The sequence below is a fragment of the Paenibacillus sp. FSL H8-0079 genome, assembly GCF_037991315.1.
In the GTDB taxonomy this organism is placed as follows: Bacteria; Bacillota; Bacilli; order Paenibacillales; family Paenibacillaceae; genus Paenibacillus.
This window is the reverse complement of sequence record NZ_CP150300.1, coordinates 2,022,724-2,039,075: the sequence shown is the minus strand read 5'-3', so window position 1 is coordinate 2,039,075 and position 16,352 is coordinate 2,022,724. Positions and strand designations below refer to the sequence as shown.

Annotated in this window: 13 protein-coding genes; 3 read left to right on the top strand and 10 right to left on the bottom strand. The window is 46.7% G+C overall.

The features are described 5' to 3' along the window. Positions 1-174: 174 nt before the first annotated feature. Complete coding sequence (locus MHI06_RS09285) at positions 175-2,070, bottom strand: PrkA family serine protein kinase (protein WP_169478769.1); 1,896 nt, start codon at positions 2,068-2,070, stop codon at positions 175-177. A 361-nt stretch (positions 2,071-2,431) separates the two neighbouring features. On the opposite strand from MHI06_RS09285, the gene MHI06_RS09280 reads away from it, so the two are divergent. Beyond that, positions 2,432-3,277, top strand: a complete 846-nt coding sequence (locus MHI06_RS09280) for a DUF2161 family putative PD-(D/E)XK-type phosphodiesterase (RefSeq protein ID WP_340401276.1) — start codon at positions 2,432-2,434, stop codon at positions 3,275-3,277. A 109-nt stretch (positions 3,278-3,386) separates the two neighbouring features. Here MHI06_RS09280 and MHI06_RS09275 read toward each other — a convergent pair whose 3' ends face one another. The 3 genes from MHI06_RS09275 to MHI06_RS09265 all read right to left on the bottom strand — a co-directional run bounded on the left by MHI06_RS09275 (position 3,387) and on the right by MHI06_RS09265 (position 6,217). Then, complete coding sequence (locus MHI06_RS09275; protein ID WP_340401275.1) at positions 3,387-4,013, bottom strand: FMN-dependent NADH-azoreductase; 627 nt, start codon at positions 4,011-4,013, stop codon at positions 3,387-3,389. A 188-nt stretch (positions 4,014-4,201) separates the two neighbouring features. Beyond that, positions 4,202-5,425: a PLP-dependent aminotransferase family protein gene (locus MHI06_RS09270; RefSeq protein ID WP_062833492.1), complete on the bottom strand. Its 1,224-nt coding sequence runs from the start codon at positions 5,423-5,425 to the stop codon at positions 4,202-4,204. Positions 5,426-5,560: 135 nt separating this feature from the next. Then, on the bottom strand, positions 5,561-6,217 hold the full coding sequence (locus MHI06_RS09265; RefSeq protein ID WP_062833491.1) for a response regulator transcription factor: 657 nt from the start codon (positions 6,215-6,217) through the stop codon (positions 5,561-5,563). Positions 6,218-6,656: 439 nt separating this feature from the next. Between MHI06_RS09265 and MHI06_RS09260 the strand changes: the two genes are divergently transcribed. Both MHI06_RS09260 and MHI06_RS09255 read left to right on the top strand, forming a co-directional pair. Beyond that, complete coding sequence (locus MHI06_RS09260) at positions 6,657-7,067, top strand: uroporphyrinogen-III C-methyltransferase (RefSeq protein ID WP_062833490.1); 411 nt, start codon at positions 6,657-6,659, stop codon at positions 7,065-7,067. Further along, positions 7,064-8,128 (top strand): phosphodiester glycosidase family protein, encoded by a 1,065-nt coding sequence (locus MHI06_RS09255; protein WP_169478774.1) that lies wholly within the window; start codon positions 7,064-7,066, stop codon positions 8,126-8,128. Before MHI06_RS09260 ends, MHI06_RS09255 begins: the two co-directional genes overlap by 4 nt. A 305-nt stretch (positions 8,129-8,433) precedes the next feature. On the opposite strand, the gene MHI06_RS09250 is transcribed toward MHI06_RS09255, so the two are convergent. The 6 genes from MHI06_RS09250 to MHI06_RS09225 all read right to left on the bottom strand — a co-directional run bounded on the left by MHI06_RS09250 (position 8,434) and on the right by MHI06_RS09225 (position 16,096). Further along, complete coding sequence (locus MHI06_RS09250; protein ID WP_340401274.1) at positions 8,434-9,450, bottom strand: LacI family DNA-binding transcriptional regulator; 1,017 nt, start codon at positions 9,448-9,450, stop codon at positions 8,434-8,436. Positions 9,451-9,527: 77 nt separating this feature from the next. After that, the gene (gene bglX / locus MHI06_RS09245) at positions 9,528-11,693 is read right to left on the bottom strand and encodes a beta-glucosidase BglX (RefSeq protein WP_340401273.1); all 2,166 of its coding nucleotides are present in this window, start codon (positions 11,691-11,693) and stop codon (positions 9,528-9,530) included. A 97-nt stretch (positions 11,694-11,790) separates the two neighbouring features. Next, positions 11,791-13,386 (bottom strand): ABC transporter substrate-binding protein, encoded by a 1,596-nt coding sequence (locus tag MHI06_RS09240; protein WP_169478777.1) that lies wholly within the window; start codon positions 13,384-13,386, stop codon positions 11,791-11,793. 53 nt (positions 13,387-13,439) lie between these two features. Then, positions 13,440-14,342: a carbohydrate ABC transporter permease gene (locus tag MHI06_RS09235; RefSeq protein ID WP_169478778.1), complete on the bottom strand. Its 903-nt coding sequence runs from the start codon at positions 14,340-14,342 to the stop codon at positions 13,440-13,442. Between the two features lie 18 nt (positions 14,343-14,360). Then, entirely contained in the window at positions 14,361-15,320 is a 960-nt protein-coding gene (locus MHI06_RS09230; protein ID WP_062833485.1) for an ABC transporter permease subunit, read from the bottom strand. 11 nt (positions 15,321-15,331) lie between these two features. Next, positions 15,332-16,096 (bottom strand): alpha/beta hydrolase family protein, encoded by a 765-nt coding sequence (locus MHI06_RS09225; protein ID WP_340401272.1) that lies wholly within the window; start codon positions 16,094-16,096, stop codon positions 15,332-15,334. Positions 16,097-16,352: the final 256 nt, after the last annotated feature.

Sequence of the window (16,352 nt, the reverse complement as noted above, 5' to 3'; positions counted from 1 at the left end):
ACTAAAATACCTAAATATACATATACCATTAGAACTAATTCTCTTTAAAATTAACCTTATTTGTCAGCTTTTTAGATTGATAAGACCCTCATCGAACTAAAAAGGCCCTGACCCTGCTGTGAAGGAGCCTCACAGCAGGCATCAGGAGCCTGATCCGGAATGGTTCTTTGCCGATTAGCGATTAAGCAGACTGCCCACATAACGTAGCAGTTCATTCGCACTGGCTGCGGTATATCCATGTTCCTCAATTAACCGTTTAATCACTTCATTCATTCGTTTCAATTGGGTTGCATCCGGTGTTTTGGTTGAAGTTGTGATCTTGACAATGTCTTTCAGGTCAGTAAACAACTTCTTCTCAATCGCTTCACGCAGACGGTCATGGCTGCTATATTCGAACTTGCGCTCCTTGCGGGAGTATGCCGAGATTCGGATCAGAATCTCTTCCCTGAACGCTTTCTTCGCATTTTCGGAGATCCCGATCTGCTCTTCAATGGAACGCATCAGACGCTCATCCGGGTCCATCTCTTCATCCGTGAGCGGATCACGAATCTTGGACCAGTTGCAGAATGCTTCAATGTTATCGAGGTAATTCTCGAACAACGTTCTAGCCGACTCCTCGAACGAGTACACAAATGCTTTTTGTACTTCCTTCTTAGCCAGTTCATCATACTCCTTGCGTGCAAGAGCGATAAAGTTCAGATAACGCTCTCGCTCTTCCTTCGTAATCGAAGCATGCTGGTCCAGACCGTCCTTGATGGCCCGCAGAATGTCCAGCGCGTTAATGCACTGAAGATTTTGCTTGATCAAAGCACTGGATATCCGGTTGATGACATACCGTGGGTCAATGCCAGACATGCCTTCATCCAGATACTCATTTTGCATCTCGCGCAGATCGGCTTCTTTGTATCCTTCCACTTCTTCACCATCATACATCCGCATTTTTTTCACGAGATCCATGCCCTGTTTCTTTGTTTCCTTCAAGCGGGTAAGTATGGAAAAAATGGCTGCAGTCCGCAGTGCATGCGGTGCAACATGAACATGCTTCATGTCACTTTGCTGAATCAGCTTGGCATAGATTTTCTCTTCCTCGGACACCTTCAGATTGTACGGAATCGGCATGACAATCATCCGGGATTGCAGTGCCTCATTCTTCTTGTTGGAGATAAATGACTTATACTCCGATTCATTCGTATGCGCCACAATCATCTCATCCGCACTGATTAGGGCGAAGCGTCCTGCTTTGAAATTACCTTCTTGCGTGAGTGACAAGAGATTCCACAGGAATTTCTCATCACATTTCAACATCTCCTGGAACTCCATCAGTCCACGGTTCGCCTTGTTCAACTCTCCATCAAAACGATAGGCACGTGGATCGGACTCGGAACCAAACTCCGTAATGGTGGAAAAGTCGATACTACCGGTCAGGTCGGCAATATCCTGTGATTTCGGATCAGATGGACTGAACGTTCCTATCCCCACCCGATTATCTTCGGAAACAAGGACCCGTTCCACCGGCACCTTGCTGATATCACCACCATATTCGGTACGGAGTCTCATCTGGCAGGATGGGCAAAGGTTACCCTCAATGCGGACTCCAATTTCCTTCTCCACTTCAGGACGAAGCTCCAGTGGAATCAGATGCAGCGGTTCCTCATGCATCGGGCATCCATCAATGGCGTATATGGCACCTTTCTCTGTGCGCGAGAATTGCTCAAGCCCCCGCTTCAGCAGCGTCACCAGCGTTGACTTACCTCCGCTTACGGGACCCATCAGGAGCAAGATCCGTTTACGTACATCCAGACGGCGTGCTGCCGAGTGAAAGTATTCTTCGACCAGCTTTTCAATCGATCTATCCAGTCCGAAGATCTCCTGCTCAAAAAACTTGTACCGCTTATGCCCACCTACTTCTTCCACGCCAAACGATTCAATCATCTCATACACCCTGGCGTGAGCCGTCATTGCCGGAGTCGGGTCCTCTCTCAACAGCGCAATATAATCTTCAAATGTTCCGTTCCATGTCAAACGGTCACTCTCTGCCCGATGTTCCGCAACGCGTTCAAAAATATTCATGCTTGGTACCTCCCATGGCTCCTTTAGTGTGATTGTCAACCATTCCGAATGGTATGAAGAAATCAATAGAATTGCGGCTCCTGCTTGAATACCAATCTTGCGGTCCTGTTTAGTCCCGCCACCCTCTGTCCAAACGTCTTGTTTTGTTGTGAAAAGTGTATTACATACCTATGCGGCAATTCGGATAAGTTGACCTCTTTTTTTCAATCAACCGCTTCGAATTTTGGCTTTTCCCTGTTCTATCAGACATCTTGTGCCCTCAGAAAAAAAAGAACGAATATGATATAATGAGGGTTCTAAATTCAGGAAACCGGACAACACATGGCCAGAGGTAGGCCACTTCAGGAAAGGAGCACGGACGATGGCAGTACAATACGAAACCGAATTATATTCGCCTGTGAAGGCTTTCTTCGAGCAGCGTGGCTTCGACGTCAAGGCCGAAGTCAGACATTGTGACCTCGTAGGGGTTAGATCGGACCAGGACGAACCACTGATTGTAGAGATGAAAAAAACATTCAACCTCTCCCTGTTGTTGCAGGGCATGCAGCGCTTGAAGCTTAGCCCGTTCGTGTATCTGGCCGTCGAGCGCAACCGTAGCAAACGCGGAGCCGTGAACCAACGCTGGAGCGAACTGACCGCACTATGCAGACAACTCGGCCTGGGGTTGCTGACTGTCACATTTTACAAAACCAAAGCTCCCCTGATTGATATATTGTGCGAACCATCTGCCCAGACGGCTCTCACTAGTCACAATCAAGTTGCCCGCAAAAGCGGTGTCCGGCGGAAACGCTTGCTCAAGGAATTCGACGAACGCAGCGGAGACTACAATACGGGAGGCAGCACACGCAGACAGCTGGTAACGGCATATCGTGAGAAGGCCTTACGTGTCGCATCCGCTCTACGAACGAACGGAGAAGCCTCTCCGGCCAACCTTGCCAGACAGACAGGTGTAGGTTCTGCCGCGGCGATTCTGCAAAAAAATTATTATGGCTGGTTTGAACGCCTCTCCCGCGGAAAGTATATTCTGACGATCAAGGGAGTACAGGCGTTAACCGAGCATGCACACATGCTTGAGGATAATAATGTGATTGAACGAACCATTAATGAACTTGATGTAACGTATACGGGATCTGCTGACAACCAGGACGACCTTTCACACATTGCTGAAGCAGCAGAGCAGTACTTGAAAAATACAGGCCATATCTAATTCGGAATCATCTGACGTAAAGGATGCGAAAAAATGAGAACGCAAAAACACCTGTAATCTCCAGTGGAGACTACAGGTGTTTTTGTATGTTCTATATAGAAGAATGCTATTAGAAGCTTGCTGCTACTTCGGAAGCCAATTTCAGACCTGCAGTAACGATTTCTTCAGCACGATCTGCAGAAGCGTTATGTCCTTCAACGATAACCAGCTCAGGGTTTTGAATGCCCCAGAAAGCCAATACGTTAGTTACATATTTAACAGACATTTCAACAGAAGCCATTGGCTCTACGGAATAAACGCCACCACGTGCGTTCAACAATGCCACTTTTTTGTCGCCTACGAGACCTACAGGACCTTCAGCTGTGTATTTGAACATTTTACCAGCTTGGCTCAGGTAGGAAATGTAGTTCACCAGTGGAGCAGGAACAGTGAAGTTCCAGAGCGGGAATGCAAATACCACTTTGTCTGCTGCCAAAAATTGATCTTGCAGTTGTGCAGCAAGTGCTGCAGCTTTTTGCTCTTCAGCAGTTGCTTCAATGCCGTTTGCCGCTTTGTAGCCACCTGTAATTACAGTGTTGCCATAGTAAGGAATATCTGTATTGTAGAGATCCAACTCAGTAACTGTGTCACCTGGGTGGGACTCTTTGTATGCGCTCAAGAATGCATCGTACAATTTAACGCTGACTGCTTGATCTGCAGGACGGTCATTTGCTTTTACGAATAAAATATTAGACATGTTGAATTTTCCCCCGTTAGATAAAATATATGAGCGCTTTTCCTGAACTCGCCACAATTGCAGCTTATATAAAGAAACCAACAACTCATTAATTCATATTATATATAAAAATGTTAGTGGATGCAATAACGTAATCACGATGTTCATGAACCAATTTGCAATTTGCTACAATCTATTTTTGATTCGACTCAGCTGCGAGCCGTAAATTCGGATATGGCTTCACTGATCAGGTTCATGCCGAGCAGCAATTCATCACGTCCCGGATGGCTAAAGTTCAATCGAATGTAACGTTGATCCTGTACACCTGTGGAGCATAGCGATCCTGGAAGAAAAGATACACCTTTGGGCAGAGCCGCCTTGAGCAGGGCACCACTATCCAATCCTTCCGGCAACTGTACCCACAGATACATACCGCCCTCAGGGATGTTGTACTGACATCCTTTCCAGCCCGGTCTCTTCAACAGTTCAAGCATCAGTTTGAGCCTTGTCTTATACTCCCGGTTCAGCATGGACAGGTGATCACTCCATCGAAAAGGGGAATGAGCCAGCAGTTGATACAACAGCCGCTGATTCATCGGACTGGACTGACCATCTGCGATCCGTTTAACTGAGGCCATGGCCTGAATCAGCGCAGGATGTCCAGCAGCCCATCCGGTTCGAAGAGCGGGCGCTACCGTTTTGCTAAACGAACCGATGTAGAGAACATGTCCTCCCTGGTCGGCAGTATCCAGTGCAAAGAGTGAAGGATATTTACGATAAAATTCCGCTGGCTCAAGGCCGTCGAAATGAAGCTCTCCATAAGAATCATCTTCCACAAGCAGCACACCATAGCGCGAACACAGCTCAAGGACAGCCTCCCGCCGCTCCATACTCCACAGCGCACCGGTCGGATTCGAGAAGCTGGGTGCAGCAAAAAGCAGCTTCGGTCTCACCTGCTGCATGTGCTGCTCCAAAAGATCTGGCAGTATCCCGTCCCGATCACCCATCACGGGCACTATCTTGGCGCCTTGCATCTCCAGAACCTCAAGACAGCCTGGAGATGTAGGATGTTCAACCAATACGGAATCCCCTGGCTCAAGCAATAGACGCATCACCAGATCGATGGCCTGCTGGGTACCAGTGGTCAACAGAATCTGCTCGGGTACCGTTCGTATGCCTTTGCGTGCATTCCAGTCTTTGTTCAACCACTCTCTCAAGGGTGTGTAGCCTGCTGGCTCTCCATATTGCAATGCGGAGGGGCCTGAACTAAAGACAGACACCGCTGCTTCTTCCAGCAATTTGAAAGGAAACAACTCCTCCGCAGGCAATTCTTCTGCCAGAGAAATGAAATAATCCCTGCCAGACATCTCACGTATATCCCTCAGCGGTGATGACAAAAGCCTGTTGGTACGAGAAGCAAAGAAATATTTCATCGATCCGATCCCCTTTCATCCCTATCGAAACTGAACTCGCAGTCCGCAGCCCTACAACCTATTCCTGCTCGCCATCGAATATGACCGGATGCACACCTGACCTGTTATGAGGATGGGAAGAACTAAACGCGTTCGTCAGGATACCGTCTTCGCCTGCCTTGCATGCAAGGCATAACGTTCAATGGCCTGTGCTCTGCTGCTTACTTCCAGCTTCACGTATATTTTACGCAGATAATTATCAATCGAGCGCCTGCTAACGTTGATCTCACTCGCTATTTTATCATAGGTTACACCCTGAACAATTCTTTCCATGATAAAAGTTTCAGTTTCCGTTAATTCAATGACCCGTTCTTCGGTTGGAGACTCCACAGGTTGCGCCCACTCCGCACTGTTTAACCACGATAATGGAATGGATACATGTCCCTCACGTAACCCCGAGATCAGATGAATCAGCTGGCTAGGGGAAGCCTGTTTCGATAGCATGCCGCTTGCACCAAGACTCATCAGATGACGAAACAGCTTCACATTGTCTTCATCCGTCAAAATGATGATGTGACTATGTGCCGACAGATTCTTCATCTGGGCAATATATTGATCTGCCTGACCCTCCGGAAGACGATAATCCATGAGAATCAGATCAGGCTGGTGAATGTTCACCAGATCGAGCCCTTCTGTTCCGGTCGAAGTCATGCCACGTACCGTCAGATCCTGCTGCTCTTCCAAAATCAATTTTGTACCGAGCATGCTGGTGGGGTGGATATCTACGATGACCACCTGCCATACTTTTTTCATTGTTGTTCCCCCTGTTATGTATTGGACAAATAACTTCTACCTTCTGCCATGATGATTCCATTGTCTATGCGACAGTCCGAGTATAGAAGAAGCATAGGTCGGATTATGTCGAAAAACGGAAAAATACAGGGTAAAGTTGCTAAAAAAGCTCTATTTTCACTGTATTTTGTCATAAAAACACCATGACGTTCATCTTTCCATGCCCGGAAAGGTCAAAATATAGTATAAATTTCCTGCATTTCTATCTAAAAAAGTCGAAAAACCTGCCCAAAGTTCCTACTTATTGCATCTATAAGAAATTGTATCCTAGGACTTCCTTCCGATGCAATCTCTTTTTACTCTATTAAGTAAAGAATTTCATTTTTGCGTAATCAATAGGGGCATGATAGAATGAGGACTGGAAAAATTTTTGTACCTATAAATGACCAGGAGTGATGATATGAAACCATCTGCCCCGCCCTCTGACATCCATCACACCCGGAGCGCCAAAGGCAAGGCCGGATCTTCAATCAAGCTGTTTCTGGTAATGTGGATTGTTCTCATTGCACTAGGAGTCGTTGGAACCTACTATTATAGTAACCATCTCCAGCAACAGATGATTAACCAGCTTCAGGCCCATAATCAGCAGCAGATTGCAGCGCTAAAAACCGACTACGAAAAGCAGCTAACAACGATATCGAAGGAAGTCGCAGACCTGCAAGGGCAAGTGCAATCCTTCAATGAATTGCTGACTTTTACCAAGGATAATGCAAGTGACAAAACGGATAACAGCAACAAACTGTATACCCAGCTGAGCGAAGTCAAAAAACAACTGGAGACACTCCAGAAAAAGATGGACCTGCTCAAATGATTACACCCGTCAAACAGGTTAATCGTTTTTTTATGCTTGCACTCGCTCCTTTTGTTGGATTAATAGTATGCTTGCTGCTGCTTCGTCCTCCACTTGAACCCGGAGGTTTGCTTCCTACCGAACTGTCAGAGGACACCATCACACCCCGGACCCAAGCAATTAGCCAAGAACTTGCGGGGGCAAAAGACGCTGCTGTCCAGACTTCTTCTTCTATTAAAAGAACGACGCAGCTCTATAATAAAACAACAAGTACGATGTCTACACTTGTACAGAAGGCTACTGCCCAGGCAGATCGCCCAGAAACCATTTATAACAAGCGTATTTCATCCAAGCTGGGCGTTCCATTTGAACGGGTAGACAGTGACCGATTGACGATTGAAATGTACAGAGTGAATCCTGGCAGCTATAAGGGCTATGCCATGAAGATCAAGCTAAAAGATCCCACAGCCATGCAGATGGCTCTGGACAGCGAACCTGGACGATCTGAGACAACCATGCAGGCTGTGAAACGTAACGGTGCAATTGCCGGGATCAACGCAGGCGGATTTGCTGACAGTGGTGGCAAACGTTATCCGCTCAGCACAACCGTCATGGACGGAAAATACGTGAATGGTTTTCAGGCCAGCTTCAAAGATCTGTTCTTTGTAGGACTTAACGATACCGGCAAGCTGGTCGGAGGCAAGTTCTTCGATAAAAACTCCCTGGATCGCCTACAACCGCAATTTGGAGCTACGTTTGTGCCGGTGCTACTACAGAACGGGCGCAAAACCGCGATTCCCGCCAAATGGAAAGTATCACCCAAACGAGCACCACGTACAGTCATTGGCAATTATAAGGATGATCAGTTATTAATCATTGTGGTCGACGGATATAATGAGGGTGGAAGTTCCGGTGCTACCCTTGAAGAGTTGCAAGGACGGTTGTACAAGCTTGGGGTCATCGACGCCTATAATCTGGATGGCGGTGGATCTTCCTCGCTTATACTGAATAATCGGGTTGTGAATAACCCTTCAGATGGCAGCCTCAGACCGGTGCCCACACACTTTTTATTTTACAAATAATAGGGTGAAGCATTTCTTTTCTACCTATAATGGGTATAATAGAAGAAAATGAGCTTGTGCAGGAGGTGCGAAGGGTATGTCGTTTTCACTGACATTCTGGATTATTGCAGTCGTATTGACTCTCTTCATTGCAGGCATTCTCACTTCATCCTACAACAATGACAAAACAAAAGGTCTGTAAAGGCCAAGCCTCTCTCCGGAGAGGCTTTTTTAATGCTTTAATACTTCATCCTCGAAATAGCAAGAGACAAGGCTTAAAAGAATGATGCATTTCTTCTAAGCCTTGTCTCTTCCTGTATTCGGGATCAATAGCTAACCGCCCTGTCATTCCGCATGGATATCACAGATTCAGACTGATTGGGTCCACTCACCGACCCACCTTCAACCAATGTCACGTAAATTCGTTCATGGTCGACGGGTTCTCCAGCAATAATCTTAATTAATTGTTCAGCAGCGAGCGATCCCCACTTGCGTTTGGAATAATCAATGCTTGCCAATCTCGGCTGCACGTATTTGCTCAGTTCAATATTGTCGAATCCAATGACATCAATCTCCTGACCAACGCCAAGCACACTGTCTGCCAGACGATCACATAGACCAATAGCCATCTCATCATTGAGGCAGAATACCGCTGCAGGTCCGTCATATACCTGTACAATCTGATCTGCGGCTCGTTCTCCACCGCTCTTCTCAAAATCCCCCGTGATCTCAATCCATTCCACATCGGCTTCACGTTCCGCAACCTGTCTTACAGCCTTTAGACGTTGCACAGAGTCAAACGAACCTTCCGGTCCCGTCACCACATAGATTTTCTTATGTCCCTGTTCAATCAGATGCTCCATGGCAAGTGTCGCCCCGGCTTTGTTATCCAGCAGAACCTGATTAATGTTGGGATGATCCATCTCCCGGTCCAGTACAACGATTTTGTGCCCTCGATCGGCATACTGCATCAGTTCCTCACTCGCAAACGTATGATCCAAAATGATTGCACCATCAATCATCCGTTCCGGAAGCATGCGATGGGATTGTTTGCCGCTGCACACGATCAGGTCATAACCTTGAGCATTACATACGGCTTTCATGCCACTCAGCAAGTCTCCATATACATCTCCGCTAAAATCGGTCAAGAATACACCCAGAATTTTGGATTCCCTCTTCTTCAGTGTTCTTGCAGCGGCATTCGGAACATAGTTCAACTCTTTGGCAATGGCCAAAATTTTGGAACTCGTCTCATCGGTCACTTTGTTGCTGCCATTCAGCGCATATGACACGGTGGAGATGGAAACTCCCGCCTGTTTGGCGATATCCTTGATACTGACCACATTCTTCGCTCCCCTGTTATGTTTATCAGGCCTTCCATAGCGAAAGGCCTGACACATTACTCTTTCCATCCCCCGGATTAAACGAGTCTGAATGATTTCTTTTGGGTATCCCGACTGTTTGCACCTACAAGAACATGGAACTCGCCTCGATCACTGCGATGACTTAAGTCCGAATGGTGATAACGAAGCTGTTCTTCATTTAATGTAAACGTGGCTGTACCACTCTCGCCTGGCGCAAGTGCAAGTTTCACATATCCTTTTAACTCACGCATCGGACGAACCACTTCACCCGTTACATCACGAACATACAACTGAACCGTCTCCACACCTGCACGCTCACCCGTGTTTGTTACACGTACCTGGATGCTCAGGGACTCATCAGCAGTCAATTCATTACTTGAGACTTCAAGATCACCATAAGCGAAGGATGTATAAGAGAGACCATAACCGAACGGAAGCAACGGTTCATTCGGGCTGTCAATGTATTTGGAAACATAACGTTCTTCCGTCTTCTCCGGGTTCAGTGGACGTCCTGTATTGAAATGGTTGTAATAGACCGGAATCTGACCTACAGACTGCGGGAAGGACATCGTCAGACGTGCCGATGGATTCACTACACCTGTCAGAACATCTGCGATCGCTGCTCCGCCTTCACTACCGGGGAACCAGGCTTCAAGAACAGCATCCGATTCATCAATTACACCATGCAGATCCAATGGACGGCCGTTGAAAATAACGGTAGCAATCGGTTTGCCGGCTGCTTTGAGCTGTTTGACCAATTCCAATTGGGCTGCTGGCAGACGGATATATGTGCGTGAGCCACCTTCTCCGCTCATCGCTGAGTCTTCACCCAGAGCGAGAACAATCAGATCTGCTTTGCTTGCCACTTCCAGGGCTTCGGCAATCTGCTCAGATGTAATCGTATGAACATCACTGCCTTGGGCAAAATGAACTTTCCCACCCGTCAGGCGCTCTTGCAGAGCTGTTCCCAGCTTGACTGCATCTTCCTTAACCCCTTCACAGGACCACCAACCCAGAATGTCAGGACTCTGTGCAAAAGGACCAATGAGGGCTACATTAGCTTTCGGTTGAAGTGGAAGAACATTGCCATCATTCTTCAAGAGGACAGCTGATTTCGTTGCCAGTTCATACGATACCTGACGGTGCTCTTTGGAGAAAACAATCTCGCGCTCACGTTCCGGATCGGCTGCACGTAGCGGATTGTCGAACAATCCCAGCTTTTCTTTCAGTTGCAAAATTCGCAGAACGGCTTCATCAATGAGCTCCTCTTCTACTTCACCGCTCTCAATCAACTCAGGCAAATGATGAACGTAACAAGGTGTCATCATCTCCATATCTACCCCTGCACGAATGGCACGATACGCCGCTTCACGGTCATCTTCCGCAGCACCGTGTGCAATCATCTCGCGAATGGAAGCCCAATCCGAGATCAATACGCCATCAAAGCCCCACTCTTCACGCAAAATGCCGCGCATTAACTTCTCATTGCCACTTGCCGGAATACCGTCAACCGTATTGAACGAGGTCATGACCATTTCCACACCTGCATCCAACGCTGCTTTGTACGCTGGCAAATAGTACTCACGCAAGTTACGCTCGGACATGTCCACCGTATTGTAATCCCGACCACCTTCAGCCGCTCCATACGCCGCAAAGTGTTTGACACAAGCTGCAAGGCGATCAGGCTCATCTTTCAAGCTATCTCCTTGATATCCTCTTACAAATGCAGCCGCGAACAAGCTGTTCAGATAAGGATCTTCTCCTGTCGTCTCCATCACACGACCCCAGCGCGGGTCACGAACCAGATCCACCATCGGTGCAAAGGTTACATGCAAACCGGATACAGCCGATTCCCGTGCTGCAATTTCAGCACTTTTCTCAGCAAGTTCGGTATCCCATGAGCAACCAATCGCCAGCGGAATCGGGAAGATGGTTTTGAATCCATGTACTACATCAGCCATGAACAAGAGCGGAATGCCCAGACGACTCTTCTTCATATAAGCTTGTTGCACATCAATGATGGCCTGCGCACCGGACAACCCCAGGATGGAGCCACTGGCATCCACGGACTGCTCCGTGATTCCCATCTCTTCCATAGGTCCTGTGATCTGACCTTCAACATTCGTTCCTTCATAAAAGTTGGCAGTCAACTGAAGAAGCTGAGCTGTTTTTTCCTCCAACGTCATCTGTTTTACCAGGTCTAGTAACTGCTCGTTATTCATCGATAATATCCTCCACTACAAGTTGTTGAAATAAAGAACCCGGCTGCGTTCGGGGAGAGACCGCGCACCGGGTTCAAAATTAATTACTGAACGATTACTAGAATTTCTCGTTTAGCTCATCCAGGTAAGGTTGAACCAGGGACATTTTACTGTTTACCCATTCTTTCCAGTTCGCTTCCAGATCTCCGTTTTTGAGGATCAGGTTGGCATATTCGTTCTGGTAATCGAATGAAGCCTGACTCTTAGCTTTGGAATCGTACAGATTGACATCCCAATCGTATGTTGCAAGTGAGTTGCCTTCTGTACCGAGTTTTGCTTTTTCTTCGAACAATTTCACGGCTCTATCACGGTAATCCTTTTGGATTGCAGGGTTTACAACACTGAAGTCGTCACCGAGCAGGTAGAGACCTTCGAAACGTGCTGGATATTTATCTTCCAATACTGTTCCTTCTGGCAACAAGCTAACCAGTTCTTGGTTCTCATCATATTTCCAATCCGTTCCTTCAAAGCCCATGTTAATGAGCAACTGTCCTTCTTTTGTCGTCGAGTAGTCAATCAGATCCATGATCCGTTCGAATTTCTCGTCACTGATGTCCGGATTGAAGATCAATGCAGACCAGAAGTTAGCTTGCTCCATGTTACGGTATTTCCCGTCATCGCCCACTACGATTGCTGTGTGTACCAGTTCATCACTATCTACACCGAGATTCTTTCTCATATCGGAATCCAGACCTTGTCTGTACGAAGCCAGTCCGCCCAGACTTGTTACTGCAGCTGTACCTGTTACTTTGAAGTTATTTTGACCTTCATTGTTTTTCCATGTGTAGAACTCAGGATTGAGCAATCCATCTTTGTATGCTTTTTGCATCAATTTCAGCCCTGTAAGTGTCTCAGGCTCCGAAGGTCCCCAGTGGAACTGGCCATCTTCACCTTTGTAGAACGGAGAATCGGTCATGGCATGCACACTGTTCGGCATAATGATATTTGTCATCGCATCTCCGGCATTGTAGGACAGAGGTACAAGTTTGTTACCCACTTTGCCTGGATCTTTTTCTTTCACAAGCGCAGCATATTCGTTCAGTTCAGTTGTTGTATAAGCATCTTTCAGTTCAAAACCAACCGCTTCAGCCCAGTCTTTACGAAGCGCAATGACACCAATTTGGTTCGTCAATGGGTCAGCCGGTTTGTTCTCGAAATAGATTGGTCTAGGCAGGACGTATGTTCCACCCGTCAATTCTTCCAACTTATCTCCAAGACCCGTCAAATTGTAAGCTGCTGCCACGTTAGGCCAGCGTTCTTTCCAGTCATCCGGGAATTTGTAGAACAAGCCTTGTTCAATACTGTTCATGGCATCGCCATGCACGTAGTTCCATACCGCTACATCCGGCAAGTCGCCAGAGTTAATCCACAAACGAAGCTTCTCGCCCCATGAATCCCAATCGATATAGTTGTAATCCCATGTTACATTGAACTTGTCTGTCCAGAATTTATGGAACTCATTATCCAAGTTCCCGTTTTTAATTTCCGTCAGGTTTGCTACGGAGATGGTAAGGTTATCTGTATAATTTCCTTCAGCATCCTTCTCGTTACTACCTTCAGAACCACCACTGGAACAAGCTGTCACCACCAACATCAACAGACAGAGTGTGATGGCAAAAAGAGATTTAACTGACAACTTTCTGTTCGTTTCCATGCTTTTACCCCCATGTTTTTAGTCGAATTTGTAGTCCAAATCCTATGTGTTTATCAGGTCTTGATTGCCCCTGTTAATACCCCTTTGGCAAAGTGCTTTTGCAGCATTGGGAAGAAACACATAATCGGCACCATCGTTACAAATACAGCCGCCATTTTCATACCCATTGAGAAATTGCTCGCTTGGGCAGCATCCACACTGGATGCATTGGATGCGTTCGTCTGAGATGTGACGATAATATTTCTGAGTACGTTCTGCAGCGGCAGCTGATCCGCTTTTCGCAGGAATATCATCGCATCGTACCAACTGTTCCAGTAGGCCACACCGTAAAACAATGTGATTGTAGCCATAATTGGTGTAGCCAGCGGAAGAACAACAGAGAACAGAATTCTCCACTCTCCTGCACCATCCAATCTCGCCGATTCCATCAGCGATTCAGGCAAGGTATAGAAGTAGTTCATCATCAGAATCATGTTAAAAGCACTGAAGCTTCCCGCCAGAATAACGGACCACAGCGTACCTGTAAGATGAAGTGATTTCATGATCAGGTACAGCGGTACGATACCACCATTGAAAATCATGGTGAACAAAACCAGGAAAAAGAGAAACTTCTTGAACGGGAATTTGCTGCGACTAAGGCCATACGCCATGCTCGTTGTCAGGAACAAACTGAGCGGCAAGCCGATGGCGAGCAAAATAATTGTATTTTTGTACCCCGACAGAATCGTTCCATCAGCGAACAGCGCTCTATAGGAATCCAATGTGAATTCTTTAGGGAACATCAAAAATGGATTGTCGGCATACTCTTTTTGTGTTGCAAACGAGATCATGATGACATTCCAGAATGGAATCAGAATCATTAAGGCAAGCACAAGTAATATCGCAAATATGAAGTAATCGAGAAGTGTCATTCTTTCCGTGCCAATTCTCGGCTTTTTGTTAGCTTTCTTGCTCATCTCATTTCTCCTCCTCTCTTATCGGAACAAACCGTCTCCGCCAAGCCACTTGGCAAATCTGTCAGCAAGAAGCAGCAAGGCCATATTCACCAGGGAACGGAACAAGCTGACCGCTGTCGAGAATGAGAAATCGGTTGATGACTGGAACGTAATCCGATAGATGTATACATCGAGTACTTCCGATACATTTTTGGTAGCGGCATTCGCCAAGTTGAAGATCTGGTCGAAACCGGAAGACATCAATCCACCAACGGACAGAATAAACATGATCGTGATGGTTGGAAGGATGTTCGGTAAAGTAATTCTGAACATCTGTTGCATACGGGAAGCCCCGTCAATCTGTGCTGATTCATACTGATCCTGGTCAATACCGGAAATGGCAGCCAAGAATATAATCGCGCCCCATCCACTTGATTTCCAAATATCAGTTAACAGCAACATGGGTACAAAGTTAGATTCGGATCCCAGGAAGTTAATCGTTGGCAATCCGAGTAATCCGAGCGCGCTGTTTACCAATCCGTCATATGCCAGCACATTGATGACTACGCCGGATACGATGATCCAGGATAGAAAGTGCGGGAATGTAAGAACGGTTTGGAACAATTTTTTCCCTCTACGCATCCGCAATTCATTCAGCAACAACGCCAGAATGATCGGGAACGGGAACTGAATAATCAGTTTCAGAATATTGATGTACAGCGTACGCCATACGGCATCGATAAAGGTTGGATCACGGAAAACATATTTGAAGTTCTCGAATCCGCTCCATGGACTTCCCCAGATGCCCAGGTTGGCCTTGTAATCTTTAAATGCCAGAGACAGGCCACCCATCGGCATGTAGGCAAACAGGATTAGCCAGACAAGCCCCGGAATAAGCAGGGTATATGTCATTCGGTGCTTCCAGATTTCAGTCCAGAGCGAATTGCCCTTCACGTTTCCCTTCAGCTTTTTGCTAGGTCCTTCGGCTGCAGGTTTCACATTGCATCTCCTCACTCTACTGTGGTCTTGTCGTTGTACAGAAAATCAAACATCGTTCTCAGGTGGTGCTCCCAAAATCTCCATTCATGAGCCCCCGGCGTCTCCACATACCGAAAATCAAAGGCCGTCCCCTGCATGTATTTCGCATAATCGCGATTCATCTCCACGAAGGGGTCACTGTCGCCGCAACAACTGAGGATATCCGGTAAAGGTACACCCTGTTCCAGCAGCTTGGCCGACAGTTTGTAAATATCCTGATCGGCTTTTACCTGTAACCGTTCTCCAAAAACCGCTTTCATTTCCTTGATCATGGTCGCTGGCATATGGGGATCATGAAGCCTTGTCTGGATATCCGTAACGCCGGATAAAGACACTACTTTGCGATATCGCTCTGGATAAGTTAGCCCACATTTCAGTGCACCATATCCACCCATCGATAAACCGGCAACGTACGTTTTCTCCGGATCAGGATTCAGATTGAGCAGACGCTTGCATACTTCAGGTAACTCCTGAGTGATGTAGTGGAAGTAATTCAGGCCGTATTCCATATCGGTGTAATAGCTTCGATTCGCTTCTGGCATAATGACGGTACAGCCGTATTGCGCTGCATACATCTCAATTGTGGTTAAACGCTGCCAGGTACTCGCATTATCGCCTGCCCCGTGCAACAGATATAGTGTACCGCCTGAAGTCTCTCCGGAGTCACTGGACACAACATGTATGCTCGTATTCATGCATAAGGTTGGCGATCCAGTTTCGATCGTTATATGTGCCATAATGTAACCCCTCTCATCAGCGCCTGCTGTCTTTACTCATTCGTTTCTCTGGCGTTGGTTTGCAGGCTGTTGTAGATTCCCTTGTATTACGATGGGTTATCGAAACGATTTTCTCGAATCGTTTCAAAACATAGCCAACGTTGATTCACATGGACTTCATTACAACACTTTTGATGTGGAAGCGATTTCTTCGAATCGTTTCGAATAAATCATAAGCCCGATGAGTAAATCCTGTCAATAACCTTTTTACAAATTT